The 15,682-nt window shown below is 45.1% G+C and carries 15 protein-coding genes; 5 read left to right on the top strand and 10 right to left on the bottom strand.

Annotated features, from left to right (window positions below; genetic code table 11):
• Nucleotides 1–7: 7 nt before the first annotated feature.
• The 7 genes from AC1DP6_RS09115 to mqnB form a co-directional block, all read right to left on the bottom strand.
• Nucleotides 8–1,159, bottom strand: a complete 1,152-nt coding sequence (locus tag AC1DP6_RS09115) for a redoxin domain-containing protein (protein WP_477054549.1) — start codon at nt 1,157–1,159, stop codon at nt 8–10.
• 6 nt (nt 1,160–1,165) lie between these two features.
• The gene (locus tag AC1DP6_RS09110; RefSeq protein WP_477054548.1) at nt 1,166–2,623 is read right to left on the bottom strand and encodes a RagB/SusD family nutrient uptake outer membrane protein; all 1,458 of its coding nucleotides are present in this window, start codon (nt 2,621–2,623) and stop codon (nt 1,166–1,168) included.
• Nucleotides 2,624–2,634: 11 nt separating this feature from the next.
• Nucleotides 2,635–6,078, bottom strand: a complete 3,444-nt coding sequence (locus tag AC1DP6_RS09105; RefSeq protein WP_477054547.1) for a SusC/RagA family TonB-linked outer membrane protein — start codon at nt 6,076–6,078, stop codon at nt 2,635–2,637.
• 98 nt (nt 6,079–6,176) lie between these two features.
• Nucleotides 6,177–7,184 (bottom strand): FecR family protein, encoded by a 1,008-nt coding sequence (locus AC1DP6_RS09100; protein WP_477054546.1) that lies wholly within the window; start codon nt 7,182–7,184, stop codon nt 6,177–6,179.
• Between the two features lie 123 nt (nt 7,185–7,307).
• On the bottom strand, nt 7,308–7,916 hold the full coding sequence (locus AC1DP6_RS09095; protein WP_477054545.1) for an RNA polymerase sigma factor: 609 nt from the start codon (nt 7,914–7,916) through the stop codon (nt 7,308–7,310).
• A 32-nt stretch (nt 7,917–7,948) separates the two neighbouring features.
• Complete coding sequence (locus AC1DP6_RS09090) at nt 7,949–8,746, bottom strand: 1,4-dihydroxy-6-naphthoate synthase (protein WP_477054544.1); 798 nt, start codon at nt 8,744–8,746, stop codon at nt 7,949–7,951.
• Nucleotides 8,747–8,773: 27 nt separating this feature from the next.
• Entirely contained in the window at nt 8,774–9,442 is a 669-nt protein-coding gene (mqnB, locus tag AC1DP6_RS09085) for a futalosine hydrolase (protein WP_477054543.1), read from the bottom strand.
• 114 nt (nt 9,443–9,556) lie between these two features.
• Here mqnB and AC1DP6_RS09080 point away from each other — a divergent pair, with 114 nt between their 5' ends.
• The 3 genes from AC1DP6_RS09080 (at nt 9,557) to fabD (ending at nt 11,635) form a co-directional block, all read left to right on the top strand.
• Nucleotides 9,557–9,970, top strand: coding sequence for a 6-pyruvoyl trahydropterin synthase family protein (locus AC1DP6_RS09080; protein WP_477054542.1), 414 nt, complete (start codon nt 9,557–9,559; stop codon nt 9,968–9,970).
• Between the two features lie 54 nt (nt 9,971–10,024).
• A complete protein-coding gene (gene folE, locus AC1DP6_RS09075) occupies nt 10,025–10,612 on the top strand; it encodes a GTP cyclohydrolase I FolE (RefSeq protein ID WP_477023041.1) in 588 nt (195 codons plus the stop codon).
• A 132-nt stretch (nt 10,613–10,744) separates the two neighbouring features.
• On the top strand, nt 10,745–11,635 hold the full coding sequence (gene fabD / locus AC1DP6_RS09070; RefSeq protein ID WP_477054541.1) for an ACP S-malonyltransferase: 891 nt from the start codon (nt 10,745–10,747) through the stop codon (nt 11,633–11,635).
• A 112-nt stretch (nt 11,636–11,747) separates the two neighbouring features.
• Here fabD and AC1DP6_RS09065 read toward each other — a convergent pair whose 3' ends face one another.
• The 3 genes from AC1DP6_RS09065 to AC1DP6_RS09055 form a co-directional block, all read right to left on the bottom strand.
• On the bottom strand, nt 11,748–12,599 hold the full coding sequence (locus tag AC1DP6_RS09065; RefSeq protein WP_477054540.1) for a GNAT family N-acetyltransferase: 852 nt from the start codon (nt 12,597–12,599) through the stop codon (nt 11,748–11,750).
• Between the two features lie 72 nt (nt 12,600–12,671).
• Nucleotides 12,672–13,139: an N-acetyltransferase family protein gene (locus AC1DP6_RS09060; RefSeq protein ID WP_477054539.1), complete on the bottom strand. Its 468-nt coding sequence runs from the start codon at nt 13,137–13,139 to the stop codon at nt 12,672–12,674.
• Between the two features lie 11 nt (nt 13,140–13,150).
• Nucleotides 13,151–14,287, bottom strand: a complete 1,137-nt coding sequence (locus AC1DP6_RS09055; protein WP_477054538.1) for a serine hydrolase domain-containing protein — start codon at nt 14,285–14,287, stop codon at nt 13,151–13,153.
• A gap of 103 nt (nt 14,288–14,390) precedes the next feature.
• Between AC1DP6_RS09055 and AC1DP6_RS09050 the strand changes: the two genes are divergently transcribed.
• Together AC1DP6_RS09050 and AC1DP6_RS09045 are read left to right on the top strand one after the other, a co-directional pair.
• Complete coding sequence (locus AC1DP6_RS09050; RefSeq protein ID WP_477054537.1) at nt 14,391–14,882, top strand: DinB family protein; 492 nt, start codon at nt 14,391–14,393, stop codon at nt 14,880–14,882.
• A 47-nt stretch (nt 14,883–14,929) separates the two neighbouring features.
• A complete protein-coding gene (locus AC1DP6_RS09045) occupies nt 14,930–15,625 on the top strand; it encodes an NUDIX hydrolase (protein WP_441573648.1) in 696 nt (231 codons plus the stop codon).
• The last annotated feature ends 57 nt before the right edge of the window (nt 15,626–15,682 follow it).

Genomic DNA, 15,682 nt, shown 5'->3' with positions numbered 1-15,682 from the left:
CCTGGAACTATTGCTTTAAAACGTCTTTTAATTTTTTATCGAGTGCCTCATGTTCTTCTCCACCACCGCCATAGCGGGCAATGATCATGCCTTTGGGATCAACAAGAATTTGAGTAGGTAAAGAATGAATACCAAAATGATCGCTGGTATCTTCAGGATTTGGGAGGTTCTTGTTACGCTTGTCCCAATCCAGTCCACGCAATACATGTTTCCACACCCCTATACCATCTTTCTCTACTGCCTTTCTCCATGCATCATGATTGCGGTCATCATCCGAAATACTGATTATCTCAAAGCCTTTATCCTTGTATTGTTTGTACAATTCCAGCAGATGCGGATTACCTGCACGGCAAGGAACGCACCAACTGGCCCAGAAATCGAGCAGTACATATTTGCCCCGGAAATCAGCCAGATTTAGTTGTTCTCCGTTGATATCTTTTTTACTGAAATTGAAAGCAACACTGCCGGGAGATCCATCTTCCAGTTGTTTAATTTCTTTAGCTATCTTCTGGCCATCTTTGCTTTGTTGTAAAGCTTTGCTTAAGCTGTTGAAATAGTATTTGGCGGAATCCAGTGACATGCTCCCTACTTCAAAGCGCATGAGGTAAAGGCTGAGGAAAGCGTTATGATGTTCCCGGATAAATTTTCTTGACAGCTGACTGTTGGTCTCGAAATAAGGCGCCAATTGTTCACGGATAGCGCCGGCTTTGTCGTGGTCTTTTTCATTGCGTAAGGTTTCCAGCAGCGGTTTGTATTGGGCGGTAGCAGCTTCTTTTTCCTGCTCCAGCTTTACATTATCCTCATTGCTCACAGAACCTTTCAGGACGGTAGTAGCGAGGTCTCCATTTTGTACGGTAATGGTCATAGCAGTAGGTTCCAGGAACAGATAGGCCTGTTCGCTTTTATCGCCACTCATGTTTTGGGAGAGTCTTGCGGAAAATATACCGGGTGTTGGTTGAGGTATTAAGCCGGCAAAACTGAATCTGCCGTTTGTTACAATGGAGCTATCGGTCATATATTTTTGACCATTGTTGTATTGCAGATAGTATTTAGCAGGAGCATTCCCGCTAACGGTACCGGATATACTGAATTTTTGTTGTGCAGTAGCCAGCTGTGCGATGACTAGCGGTAATGATAGTACGCTGATTATTTTTTTCATATACTATTATGGATTTTGTGTAAGATTAGGATTGAGTGTGATTTCTTCCTGTGGAATGCGGAGCAGTATTTTGTTACTGCTGGCTTCTATCGTGATAGGGCCACTGCCAACGGATGCATAATTTCTGACCATTGGTAAGCCGTTCCTGAAATAATCGAAAGCATTGTGGCCTTCGAAAGCCAGTTCTATACGACGTTGCAGTAATATTTCATTAAAAAGTGCCTGGCCGGAAAGGGTTACGGATGGCAGCCCTGCACGATTGCGGATAGTGTTCAGATCAGTTAAGGCAGCATCGTTGTTACCCAGTTTGACATAGGCTTCTGCTCGATTCAGGTATACCTCTGCCAGCCTAATATAGCGGAAAGGTGATTTGCTAAAGAGGGCGGTATAGAGATACATGTATTTCACGGAAGCTATGGTGTCTTTATCCAAACCCGGTGTTACATTTTTTATGTAATGTGAAGACCGCAGATCCTGTGGAGATATTAGTGACAACAGTGCGGAAGAAGGACGATAATAACCGCCTGTGTATCCGGACCTGGTTGGGTAAGCATATAACTGGCTGATAGATGAATTACCATAGTCCATGTTACCCGCAAAAATATCTTCCTGGTTACTTTTGTTGTTACTGCTATAATACTGACGATAAGCGTTGTCCTGTAACAAAACAAACTTGTTGCTGCTGATGACCGCTGTCGCATTCGTCACCGCTTTCTGGTTGAAGGGAGCCGCTGGCTGCTGGAAGGTGCCACCCATATACAGATAAGCACGTGACAGCAACGCAGTTGCGGCGATTTTGCTGCCATAGCTACTGGATTTCTCCTGGTTGAACAATGGCATAGCGGTTTCCAGATCGTTTATGATCTGGTCATACACGGCTTTCACACTGGCCCGTGCCGGTTTAGCATCACTATTATTGACAGCCGTGGTGATCAGCATTACGGCAGGGCTGTTGGCAGCATCCTGGTAGTATGGCTTGCCATATAAACGCACCAGGTTGAAGTACACAAATGCCCTCATAAACAGTGCTTCTGCTTTCGCCTGCAGGATCACCGGATTTTGTTCATCCTTCGCTACGTTGTCGAGCAGCTTGTTGGCGTGGAGAATAGCAAAATAGCTGGCACGCCAGAAATTATAAGTCCAGCTATGATTTTTATCTGCTGAGTTGATATAATTAAACGCATCGCTGTTCATATTAGGGCCCAGGTCCAGGGAGTGGATATTATTTCCCAGTGCTTCCGGCAGGAACATGGCCGTACCGCCATAGCCAAAGGCATTGTTTTCCATGCCAACCCCAAGGGTTACCATAGGATACAGGGCCAGTGCGGCTTGTGCAAATCCGTCAGGTGTTGAAAACTGCGCTTTTTCTGTAATCACATTATGCGGACGAAGATCATCCAGTTGTTTATTGCAGGCGCTTAATGCAATGATGCAGCAAAATGCTATAGATATTTTCCGATTCATGTTGCAATAGTTTAAAAGGTTACGTTAAGGCCAGCGGTGATACGTCTTGGGTTGGCATTTTCGATACCAATACCGGTAAAGCTGGCGTTGCCGATAGGAGCGCCTTCCGGGTCGGCACCCACATAATCTTTATGCTTGATCACAAATACATTATCCATACTCACGAATACGCCTGCACGTTGTGCGTGCAATTTAGATAATGCCTTCGGTGAGAGGTCGTAACCCAGTCGTATATTGCGCATGCGTACATGACTGGCATTACCATATATAAGAGATGAATTGCTGGTAAATACTCTCCAGTCATCCATCTTGCTGCTGTATACATCCGGGTAGTTAGCATTTTTATCGCCGGGCTGCTGCCATATTTTTTGAGATGATTGCCAGCTTACATTATTTCTGCCGCCAAAGGGAGCTGTTGGATCCTGGAAGTTATTGATCAGGCTCATAGCCGTATAGTTGCCCACCTGGAACCATATTTCTGCACTAAGCGAAAACTGTTTGTAAGTGAAGGTATTGGTAAAGCCACCAAAGAATTTCGGTGTGGCAGATCCTACCCGCTGAAAATTTCGCAGATCACCATAATTGCCTATCCCTTCCACTACCTGCAGTTTTCCGGAAGCGTCAAAGTTCTGGAATAGTGGTGCGCCATTATCCGGGTTTACACCTACATAACGAACGGCTTTAATGGTATTGATATCTTCTCCTTTATAGCGATAATAGGCACGGCTATAATCATCCAGCAACGAATCGTTATATAGTTTTTGTATGCTGTTTTTATTGAAGCTGATGTTTAAGTTGGTTGTCCAGCTGAAATCCCTGGAAACAATGTTCCGGGTGTTCAGCATTAATTCCAGCCCTTTGTTCAGTACTTCTCCCACATTCTGATACTGCTGGAAAGAGCCTTGTGCAGACCCTACATACACCTGCTGCAGCAGATTTTTACTGAGTTTGGAATAGAGATCAGCGGTGAGTTCTATGCGGTTCCATAATCCCAGGTCAATGCCCAGCGTATTGTTAACGGTTGTTTCCCAGCTGATATTGGGATTTTCCAGTTGTGTAATGGCGGAGCCTATCCCATTCTGATTATCATATGGAAAAGGACTGTTAGTGCCATAGAGCGTTTGGTTCAGGTAGCCGTCCCCTACGTCCCTTCCGGAAGTACCGTGCACTACTCTCAGCTTCAACTGGTCGATGCTTTTTACATCTGCCAGAAAAGCTTCCCGGTTAATCATCCAGCCGGCACTGATGGCATAAAATGTACCATATCTTTTGTTGCGGCCGAAGTTGGTGAATGCATCTGTGCGCAATGATGCCGCCGCAAAATAGCGGGATGCGTAGTTATAGTTCAGTTCACCGAAGGCAGAAAAACTGGCGCGTTCTGTATAAGTACCTGTAGGGCGATAGGGGCGGCCGGATACATAACTGCTGATGTCACCGAAGTTTTTGGCGGCGCCGGCATTCCGCTCACCTGGGAGCAGGTTGTAATAACTTGTGGATGACGTTTCGGTATGACGCTTTGCCCACTCTGTTCCTGCCAGGAAGCTGAAGCTATGTTGGCCGAATTGTTTGTTGGCATTGAGCGTATTGGTGGTAATGAAATTAAAGAAGCGTGAATCCGTAATGGACAGTGTGCCATTAAGGCCAGTAGCACCAGGCGCAAAGAGATAGGGGAGGCCTCCATATTTGCCGGAAAAACTTCCTGGGTCCATGTAAGAGTTACCATGTGTGTTGATATAATCGATGGTATTGGCGGTTTTAAGGCTTAACCAGGGTAATATTTTATAACTGAGCCATCCGGTAGCAGTGAAGTGTTGATTGTCTGTAATGGCCGTATTATCAAACTTTTTCTCTCCCGGAAAATTTTGGGTATAGGTGGTATACGGCACCCCGAAATCATCGGACTGTTTCACGGGGATACTGTCAGCCAACGAGCCATCTGCCTTATAAGGTGTTACAAAAGGTTGTGTCAGATACAGCGGTGGTAACGCATTCCTGCTGATGGTTCTATCGATGATAGCACTGGTGTTGATACCACCGGTTACTTTAGTTGAAAATTTTTGTTCGATGTTCAGGCGCAGGTTACGGCGGTCAAAGGTATTACCCAGTGTAATTCCCTTTTCTTTGTACCAGTCAAGGCCCGCATAGATAGTAGTTTTATCGTTGCCGCTCGTTAAGCCAAGGCTCACATCAGAAAAGTTACCATTATCATACAGTGCTTTTTCCCAATCAAAATCTTTTGATTTATCCTCATCAGTATAAATTCTTCGTTGTTGGATAAAGTCGGTCGCGGTGGGGAATTCCTGTTGCAGAGAAGGTGTTTCCGCCCATCTGTGTTCCATCATTTTATCCATCCACGCGATGTTTTCTGAGGTATTCATAAACCGGATAGCGCGGTTTACTTTGATGGCGCCATAGCGGGTGTCGAGCGTAATATGTACGCCGCTGTTTTGACCGGCTCTTTTTGTGGTAACCACAATAACGCCCTGTGCTGCTCTGGAGCCATAAATAGCAGTGGATGCTGCATCTTTCAGGATGGTAATACTTTCTACATCAGCGGGATTTACCACATCCTGTAATGATTGTGAATTAGAGATGACGCCGTCCACTACGATGAGTGGTCCGAAGTAGGAGCTGGTGCCGGAAGGAAGAGAGGAAATACCGCGGAGTAATACCTGTCCTTTGGCGCCTGCGCTGGCACTGGGTTCTACGATGTACATGCCGGTGGTTTTTGCCTTCAGCATAGACAGGATGTTGGCAGATGATACGGAGCTGCGCAGTTGGTTGCCGGAGATTTTTTGTACGGCACCCGTTAGTTCTGCGGCTTGTTTATTGGTGTAACCCATTACCACTACGCTTCCCAGGCTGGTGGCATCTTCTTCGAGTATAATACGGTTATCGGTACCGGATATGGTTTGTGTTTTAACGCGATAGCCTATGCTGGTGATCATTACCGGGTGGCCGTCTTCTGTGGCGATGGCAAAAGCGCCGTTCGCATCTGTGACCGCACCTTTGCCGGTAATCACATCCCGGATGGTGGTAGCGGGTAGYGGCTGACCTTTATGGTCGGTGATAATACCTTTCACCAGGGCTGGAGGCCTGTTTACACCGGATGGACTATTGTGTTTTACTACGCCGATCATATTGCCGCTGAGTCTGAATTCAAGGCCGGACGCGGCTTCCAGTTCAGACAACAGTTCCCGGATATTTCTCGCTCTGGAAGGGAGGGTAATATGTTGCGGGGGTAAAGTGCCTGCTACATAAAAGAATTTCACCTGGTAAGTGGACTCAATTTTACGAAAGGCTGCCTGCATAGAAATATCCTGCAGGGGGATTACTTTTTTTTGCTGCCCGTATGTGTGCATACTGCTTATCAATATCAACAACACCAAAGCTGGAAACTGCCATTTTATAGCAGTGCTTAACAGCGCACGGAGGCGCGCATAATTAAAAGTCATGCATCAGATTTTAAAATGTAATGGTTGATATGGTCACTACAGGCGCCGGCAGCCTGCTGGTGATCCCGATTTCAGCGATTTTGGTGGAAACGCTTTTATTAAAATTGAATCGTTACTTTATCCGGTTGTATTTGAAAACGGCATCCGGCTGTGAAACAAAAAATGTTTAGTACTTTTTCAAGTTTATCATTGTCGAAGGCTCCTGAGAACCGTTTGGCATTTAACAGATTTCCTTTTATCTCGAATGGTATCCCATACCAGTTTTCCAATTGAGTAACTACTTCCCGGACGCTGGCATTGTTGAATACCAGTTTTCCTGCTTTCCAGGTATGTACGGCAATGGTATCAAATGATTGCCTAGTTATTTCCTGTGCTGTTTCATTCCATCTGGCCTGTTCTCCCGGTGTAAGTGTAATGGCGCTGGCTTTGCCGGAGCGTTCACTCACCCGCACTTTTCCGCTGAGCAGGGAAACAGTTGACTGCGGCTCGTATGGGTATGATTTTACCAGGAAGGAGGTGCCGAGTACGGTGGTTTGTATTTGTTTGCTGGTGACTACAAACGGATCATCTGTATTACCTGTTACGTCAAACAGGGCGGCGCCCTTTACCAATTCTACATTCCGGTGTTTATTCCCGTAATCAGAAGGTATCCTGACGGTAGTGTTGGCATTCAAGAGAACAGCAGATCCATCTGGTAAGGTCAGCATTTTCCGTTGTCCCCATTCGCTGGAGTATACCAGGAAGGTAACTGGTGTTGTGGTGGGCTGCATTTTTTTCCATAGCATGGTAATGCCTGCCAGGAAAAGTACTGCGGCAGCTGCCCGCCAGGCATAGTTTTGCCAGTTAATACGGCTTGCCCGCGCCGGAGCCGTTGCTTTTACCGCCTGTTGCAGGCGGGTGAGCTGAGTGGCTTTGTCGCTTTCCGCTTCGCTGGTATTGATAGTATAATATAGTTCCACTGCTGCGGCCACTTTCTCCCGTATTTCGGGATGTTGTGCGATGTACGTTTCCCATTTCTCAATAGCTCCATCGTTATTCCGCCGGATATATTGCAGAAAGGTATCATCAAGTAACAGATCTAATTCGGTCAGGTCTATTGGCTGCATTCCCCATCCATTTTTAAAGTAGAGCGACAATCGTTTCCTTTTTACCGGGTGTAGACCGGTAAATATTCAGATTTTGATATTTTTTATTTTATGCGTGCTTTCTTGAAAAAAATCTAAGGGAATTTATAAGGGAAGTAACAGCAACAGCATTCTCAAATTGAGGTTACCCGATTTGAGATCCTGTTCCAGTGATTGTTTGAGGGATTTCAGTGCTTCATATAAATGATTATAAACAGTACGGTGTGTAAGTCCGGTGATGCCTGCTATTTCATCATAGTTCCTGCCTTCAYAAAAGCGAAGGTTAATTAATTCTTTCTGCCGTGGACTGAGTAAGGAAATCGCTTCCTGTATACGTCCGATGGCTTCTTTGTTTTGTTGCTGATGTATTAATAGTTGTTCCCGGGAGGGTATGTCATCGCCTGGGGCCTGGTTTATCCACAACGACAATAGTCCGTTGTCTTTTTTCTCCTGTTGCAGATGCAGTAGCAGTTTGCGTTTGAAGGAGGTGATAATATAACTCCGTACGTTGGTAACGGTGCCGAGGCCTTCTTTTTTCTCCCAGAGATAAAGAAAGACCTGTTGAATACAATCCTTCACTGGTTCGCTTCTCGCGCATATTTTCAGGCCCAGGAAAAGGAGCAGATGATAATACTGATCATACAATGCATATAACGCCTGCTCCTCTCCTTGCCGGAACCTGTTCCACAGGTCTGTATCCTTGTTTTCGATCATACCGCAACAAAAGAACGAAAAAAACAGTTGGTTTAACGACCGATTTTTTTCGCAGCCGTCATCAGCGCTGCTACTGCTGCTTTTCCTTCACTGCCCAGGTCAAGACTGAAATCATTTACATAGAGGTCGATATGCTGCCGCATAACTGATTCGTCCATTTCCTGTGCATGTGATTTCACATACTCAGAGAGATGCGGATAGGTGGTATAGCTGTTTCGCAGGCTTTGGTGTATGAGTGCATCCAGTTGGGCACGGGTAGCTTCCGGTACATCTTTACGGATAAAGATGCCGCCCAGTGGAATGGGGTTGCCGGTAGTTTTCTCCCAGTATTCGCCCATGTCCATCAGTTTTACCAGGCCTTTGAGCTGATAAGTAAAGCGGTTTTCATGAATGATCACACCCGCATCTACATCGCCATTTAACACGGCGTTTTCTATTTCAGAGAATACCATTATTTTTTTCTTCTTTGCTTCCGGGAAGGCAATGGAGAAGAGGAGGTTAGCGGTGGTATTTTCGCCTGGAATAGCGATGGTCATGTTTTTGATTTCTTCCAGGGGAATATCTTTTTTAGCGATGAGCAAAGGGCCGCAACCACGTCCCAGCGCACTGCCGCTATTGAGCAGCTCATATTGATCCTTTACTTTCAGGTATACGGCGAAGCTCAGTTTTGTAATCGATAGTTTACCCTGCAATGCCCAGTTGTTGAGCGTTTCCACATCTTCCAGGTGAGTATCAAAGGTGAAGTCCTGTGTGTCTATTTTGTTATTGACCATTGCATCAAAAATGAAGGTATCATTCGGGCAAGGTGAAAAACCTAAAGATAAATGCATATGCTATCAAAATTTTATTGTCTGTTGTTAAATGCCGGCCAGTGTTTGTACCGTTCTTACCAGTTCTTCGTTGAGTGTTTTTACCGCGAGGGGAATCTTCCATTTACTTTTATCCCTGATTTCCACATAATTAGAGAGACTTCTCAGCTGAAGGAAAGGAATATTTTCCAGCAGGCAGGCATAATGGAAGGCAGCACCTTCCATACTCTCTACATCGGGATCATATTTACCCACCAGTTTCCTGATGGTAGCTTCGCTGCCGCTGACCAGGTTTACGCTTACACCGGTGGCGATAGGAAGGGGAGGCAGTTCGGGCAGGCCGGCAAATGTATTCTCCAGGCAAGTGCCGGTGAAGGGTGTTTGTGAAGGCTGCCAGAGCTGTATATCAAATAAATCTTTAAACTGATCATTGTCTTCTGCTCCGAGATCGGCCAGGTATTCCCGTTTCACGGTGACTACTTGTCCAAGCTCCCAATCGTGGCGGAAAGTGCCTGCGATACCCGCTTGTATGGCAATATCGGGCTTATGCAGGATCAGGTGCCGACCCAGACTGAAAGCAGTGTGCATCATGCCAATCCCGGCAATGAGGATATCGATCTCGCAATTAGCGGCGGATAAGGTTGGGCGGTGTTGGTCCAGGAACTGTAAAAAAGGTTGTATTTCCAGTGTGGTAGCCGCGGTTACCAGTAATTTCATGCCGTAAAAATACGGCAAAATTGATTGCTCCCCATGTAAAACAATTGACAGGAATTAGGATAATTTGGGGCTACTCATTTAATAGTGGTATTTTTGCAAAAATTTTTTGCAATAATGATTTATTTAACGCGAGTAGAAAACTTCAATGCTGCGCATAAGTTATCTAACCCGGCTTGGAGCAAAGAAAAGAACGAAGAAGTTTTTGGTAAATGCGCCAACGAAAACTGGCATGGTCACAATTATGAACTGCACGTCACTATAAAAGGTAATCCTGATCCGGAAACAGGTTTTGTATTCAATGCCAAGACATTAGGCGTGATTATTCGGGATGCTGTGATCGAAAAGATAGACCACCGGAATCTGAATATGGATGTAGATTTCATGGCAGGGAAGTTCACCTCAGCCGAAAATCTTTCTATTGCTATCTGGGACCAACTGGCCAAACATTTGCCGGTAGATGTACAACTGCATTGTATTAAGCTCTACGAAACCCCTCGCATATACGTAGAATATTACGGAGGAAAATAGTGAAGACAGGTAGCGTATATGTCAGCCTTTGAAATTTGCTAAAATCATATAAGAATGGCGTATAATAAGATTGAAAGTTACAACGAAAAGATCACGTCCGGTCTTGTAGAAAATTATAAAGAATGCCTGCACCTGTTAGGAGAAGACCCTGCCAGGGAGGGATTAGAGAAAACGCCTGAGCGCATGGCCAAAGCCATGCAATTCCTCACCCAGGGCTATCAGCAGGACGCTCGTGCCATCCTGGAGGGCGCAAAATTCACAGAATCATATAGTGAAATGGTGATCGTAAAGGATATAGAAATATATTCTATGTGTGAGCACCATATGTTGCCCTTCTTCGGAAAGGCACATGTAGCCTATATTCCGAACGGATATATTACGGGCCTAAGCAAATTAGCCCGGGTAGTGGATGTATTCGCCCGCCGGTTACAGGTACAGGAACGCTTAACACACCAGATCCTGGATGCGATACAGGAAACCCTGCAACCGCAAGGTGTTGGAGTAGTAATAGAAGCGCAACATCTCTGTATGATGATGCGCGGAGTGCAGAAACAAAACTCTATCACCACCACTTCCGCTTTCAGCGGCCAGTTTGAACATGGTGATACCAGAGCAGAGTTCATGAAACTGATTTCCAAATAACATAAAAGACATAACGATATAGGGATTTTTGCTGGCGTAAACCCGGCAGAAATCCCTAAATGTTTTTATAATTCTTTTACTTGTATATTTGGAAAATTATTAATTTGAAAAGCTAAAACACAATATATCAACATGAAGCATGCTTACGTATTTCCCGGACAAGGATCACAGTTTCCGGGTATGGGCAAAAATCTGTACGACACCAATGCAAAAGCTAAAGAACTTTTTGAGCAAGCCAATGAAATTTTAGGATTCCGTATTTCTGATATCATGTTTAGTGGTACAGATGAAGACCTGAAGCAAACTAATGTTACACAGCCTGCCGTATTCCTGCATGCTGTTATCGCTTTTCTGTGTTCTGAACATTCACAGCCGGAAATGGTAGCGGGCCACTCCCTCGGTGAATTTTCTGCCMTGGTAGCTAATGGTGTATTGTCGTTTGAAGCGGCATTACGACTGGTAGCTATCCGCGCCAATGCCATGCAGAAAGCATGTGAACAGCAACCATCTACCATGGCTGCTGTACTGGCACTGGATGACGCCAAAGTAGAAGAAATATGTGCTGCTGTTACCGCCGAAACCGGCGAAATAGTAGTACCTGCCAACTATAACTGTCCTGGTCAGCTGGTAATATCCGGTACGATCAAAGGCGTGGAAATTGCCTGCGAAAGAATGAAGGCTGCCGGTGCCAAACGTGCATTGGTATTACCGGTAGGAGGTGCTTTCCACTCTCCGTTAATGGCATCTGCCAAAGACGAATTGCAGGCAGCTATTGACACCGCTACTTTCAATACGCCTACCTGCCCTGTTTATCAGAACGTAGCAGCTGCAGCGGTGACAGATCCTGCACAAATCAAACAAAACCTGATTGATCAGTTAACAGGCGCTGTAAGATGGACACAATCCGTTCAGGCAATGATTGCTGATGGTGGCCATGAATTCACCGAGGTAGGCCCTGGTAAAGTATTACAGGGACTGATTCAGAAAATTAATAAAGAAACCGTGGTAAAYGGAATCAACTGATACAGCTTTTAGCAGTTAGCTTTTAGCAAAATGCAGCGAAAATAAAAATGCAGCGGAGATTAAGCAATACTTAATCTCCGCTGCATTTTTGCTAAAAGCTAACTGCTAATGGCTAAAAGCTTATCGCCATCTCATACTGCGATAGATAATGTGCCAGGCCGGCCTGCTTAAGAAATGTACCTATTTCAGGGAAATGTTCATCAATATTGATGATCGTCATAGGGCCTTCCAGCACCTCTGCTGCATGCTGTAATAATGCAGTACCTATTCCTTGTCTGCGGAAACCGGGGTTTACAGCAATGTTTCGGATTCGCCGCGTATCTCTGTGTACACTGATATATCCGGCAGTTTCTCCATCTGCGATTGCTTCCCAGGTAATGGTAAATGCACCTTCTCTTTGAATACTGCTCATGGTATTAGACCAGGAAGGCACCATATCCATAAACGTTGATAACAAGGCCCAGTCGGGTGTTTTATTTTCTTTTATGGAGATGTCTGCCGCGGGTTTACGCATATCCACCTCGCCCTTGAACGAATGGATGATGCGGGTTTTATCGAACCCACTGTTTGTATAGGCTTTGATAGCCGGCAGATTGGTGCTGATTAYTTCCAGTATTATTTTCCGGATACCCTGTTCCTGGTAAACCGGTATAAATTGTGAGTACATTTTCTGCACCAGATGTTGTCCACGATAAGTTGGTATTACGCCGGTACCACCATTGTATAAAATGGTAGGATGTGCCAGGTTATCTACTGCATGTAAAATGAAACCACCAAGTTCTTCTCCTGCGAATGCGCCAATGGAATAATTGCGTTGCAGATTTTCTCCCTGCATCTTTTGTTCCATTATAGAAGGCGTAAGATGCAGTGGTACTATATAATCGCTGAAAGCTGCGTTGAATGTGTCGCAGAGATGAGGCGTGGTAACGTTGTGAAGGGTTCGGAAATCGTTAATAAAAATCATAGCAAAATGGTATGTCATCAATATTAGCAATGATTGATGACATACCCTCCCGGAATTTTATGAGCGGAAAAATTATTGCAATTCTATGCTGACATTAATCCATTCAGGATCAAATTTGGTGGTATATTTTTTATAGAAATTAATGGCAGGCGTATTCCATTCCAGTACCTGGAACATGATGCCACTAAATTGTTTTTCTTTCGCTTCTTTCATTAGTTCGTCAAAGAATAACTTACCAATGCCTTTGCCACGCCATTTTTCTGTTACGATGATATCTTCCAGGTACATGCGACATCCTTTCCAGGTGGAGTAGCGGGTATAATAGAGTGCCATTCCATGTATGACTTCCCTGCCATTGATTTCGGTGGTGGCCACAAATGCTTTCCACACCGGTTGGGCGCCGAAACCCGCTTCTTCAAAATGTTCCAGACTTACCGTTACCTGCTCCGGTGCTTTTTCATATTCAGCCAGCTCACGGATCAGTTCCATCAAACGCGGACAATCTTCTTTTCGTGCAACCCTTAACGTTATATCTTCCATATCTGTAAATATTAATCGAGTGAATCAGCTATCTGTTTTAGTATACCGGGCCACCAGTCTGTTTTACCCCAGTGCTTACCAAAACGTAATATCACAGCTTGTTTGCGGGGACAAATGTAAATGAACTGTCCTTTTGCTCCTAACGCAAAATAATCAAAATTGTGCGGATCCACCTGTTGGCCCCACCACAGGTATTTGTAATAACCGGATGAGCTGCCTGTCCATTTACACAGGGGAGGAGATAGCCGGGAGAGATATTTTTGTGTATCGGCTTTAAGCACCGGAGGACTCACAGATTCTTCCAGCCATGCTGTGGGAATCACCTGTTTGCCGTTGATGGCGCCGTTTTGCAGGCACAAGGCACCAAAGCGTACAAAGTCCATGGCGATAGCATTGAATCCACTTTCCATTTTCGCAAACCGGGATGTGCGGCTGTCCATGCTCCAGGAGGCATCAGCGGCGGCGCCTATATGCTGCCATATTTTTTCCTGGAAATATAACGGCACCGGCTGTCCTGTGGCTTTTTCCAGGATCATACCCAGTAACAGGAGGTTGTAGTTGTTGTAGTGGTACGTACTACCCGGTGTTTCCACCAATCTGGCTGTCAGCGCCTGTTCCCTTAAATGGGTCCTGTAATAGATCCGGGCGTCATCCGACCAGGGCGTTATGCCTTCCCGGTACTCCAATCCGGAACACATTTGCAACAGGTGCGCAATGGTAATATCCCGGAGCCCCGGAACGTCATATGACGGTATATATCTCCCTACAGTGTCCTGTATACTATGGATGGCGCCTTCTTCCAGGGCAATGCCGGTGAGGGCAGATACCATAGATTTAGCGACAGAAAAAGAGGTGTTGATGGAGTTGGAGGTGTAACCATTAAAGCAGGCATCCAGGAGTATTTTGTTTTGTTGCATTACAATGCAGGCGGTGGAACCGGTTTGTGCCAGCAAATCAGATAGCAGCGCTTCCTGTGGCCGTCCATGGTAAGTATGCGTAATGGTGCGTTCTTTCCAGCCGGACCGGGCATCTTCAAAATTCCTGACAACACCGTTGAGCCGGATCGGGGCATTGGGAAAGTGCCGGTAGTCGGTTATCTGCGGGATGTTCCTGATGATGCACCTGCTTAGATAGGTAAGCGTATTCATGGTCTCAAGATTATAGGGAGGGCAAATATCGTGTGCTAAAATGAAAAACAATATTGTAATTTGTAGGATGTTTGCTGCGGGATTGCATTAATCTTTTTTTTACATGAAAAATATGCTGGTGCACTATACTTCTTACAACCACTGGGCTAATCAACAGTTGGTAAAGGGGTTGCTTAAACTAACGGAAGAACAACTGGACGAATCGCTGGGCGCCGGTTTTTCAACGGTACGTGCCACTGTTTACCATTTGTGGCGGGTGGAAAGTACCTGGTATCAACGATTACAGCTCACAGAGAAAACAACGGATCCTACCATTGGCTTCAGCGAATCTTTTTCGGTGGCCTGTGCTACCTGGCTAAAACAATCGTTGTTGCTGGAAGAATGGGTAGGGAAAGCCAACCAGGTGAAGTTGAATCATACCATTGCCTATACACTCAAAAAGAGTGAACATTATAAAATAGCCGTTCAAGACGTCATTATTCAGGTATGTAATAATAGTACCTTTTACCGGGGACAACTGGTATATATGTTAGGACTATTAGGTGTCAATAAAATACCTGTTACCGATTACAGTCGTTTTAAACCTAAAAAATAGGTCGATTTTATTATTTTTACCGGATATTCTGCCTTTAAAATTCCTTTATGAATGCTGCTTCTTTTTATGCTAAAGCCCCTAAACACCTGGTGGCAGTAGATTGTATCATCTTCGGTTTTGATGAAGGCCGGTTGAAGTTATTGATCATGCAACGTAAAGTGGCTCCTATGGCCGGCGAATGGTCGCTGGTAGGAGGCTTTGTACAGGAAGATGAAAGTACGGATGAAGCGGCTGGCCGTGTGCTGGAACATACAACCGGTTTGGATGATATTTATATGAACCAGCTGCATTGCTATGGCAATGTAAACCGCGATACGGGCGCCAGGGTGATATCTGTTGCCTATTATGCACTCATACGTATTAAAAACCACGATAAGCCGTTGGCCAGAGAGCATGGTGCCCACTGGCTGGAGCTGCACGAAATACCCCAGCTGATCTTCGATCACGGTAAAATGATTGAAGATGCCCTGGCAGCCCTCCGCAATAATGCACAATTCCATCCCATCGGTTTTGAACTGCTGCCGGAGAAATTTACCCTCTCACAACTAAGAAGTCTCTACGAAGAAATTTATCAGAAAACACTGGATAAGCGCAACTTCCGTAAGAAGATATTATCCCTGGATGTAATGGAAAAGCTGGAGGAAAAAGACAAAACATCTTCCAAAAAAGGGGCACATCTGTACCGCTTCGATCCTGAAAAATATGAAGCACTGAAACGCAAAGGATTGGTGTTTGAAATCTAAGGGCTGAAAATGAACAAAATGGATGGCAGTCAGCACCGTAAATAAAACTATTTTACG

The organism is Chitinophaga sp. 01L420 (assembly GCF_056399985.1).
The sequence above is the reverse complement of the archived record's forward strand: the minus strand, read 5'-3'. Positions and strand labels throughout refer to the sequence as shown.

What these genes read in the sequence shown, in the direction of transcription:
- AC1DP6_RS09060 (WP_477054539.1), bottom strand. Translation starts at nt 13,139, where the DNA reads ATGGAAGATATAACGTTAAGGGTTGCACGAAAAGAAGATTGTCCGCGT.
- folE (WP_477023041.1), top strand. Translation starts at nt 10,025, where the DNA reads ATGGCGTATAATAAGATTGAAAGTTACAACGAAAAGATCACGTCCGGT.
- AC1DP6_RS09050 (WP_477054537.1), top strand. Translation starts at nt 14,391, where the DNA reads ATGAAAAATATGCTGGTGCACTATACTTCTTACAACCACTGGGCTAAT.
- AC1DP6_RS09080 (WP_477054542.1), top strand. Translation starts at nt 9,557, where the DNA reads ATGATTTATTTAACGCGAGTAGAAAACTTCAATGCTGCGCATAAGTTA.
- AC1DP6_RS09055 (WP_477054538.1), bottom strand. Translation starts at nt 14,287, where the DNA reads ATGAATACGCTTACCTATCTAAGCAGGTGCATCATCAGGAACATCCCG.
- mqnB (WP_477054543.1), bottom strand. Translation starts at nt 9,442, where the DNA reads ATGAAATTACTGGTAACCGCGGCTACCACACTGGAAATACAACCTTTT.
- AC1DP6_RS09100 (WP_477054546.1), bottom strand. Translation starts at nt 7,184, where the DNA reads ATGCAGCCAATAGACCTGACCGAATTAGATCTGTTACTTGATGATACC.
- AC1DP6_RS09090 (WP_477054544.1), bottom strand. Translation starts at nt 8,746, where the DNA reads ATGCATTTATCTTTAGGTTTTTCACCTTGCCCGAATGATACCTTCATT.
- AC1DP6_RS09045 (WP_441573648.1), top strand. Translation starts at nt 14,930, where the DNA reads ATGAATGCTGCTTCTTTTTATGCTAAAGCCCCTAAACACCTGGTGGCA.
- AC1DP6_RS09110 (WP_477054548.1), bottom strand. Translation starts at nt 2,623, where the DNA reads ATGAATCGGAAAATATCTATAGCATTTTGCTGCATCATTGCATTAAGC.
- AC1DP6_RS09115 (WP_477054549.1), bottom strand. Translation starts at nt 1,159, where the DNA reads ATGAAAAAAATAATCAGCGTACTATCATTACCGCTAGTCATCGCACAG.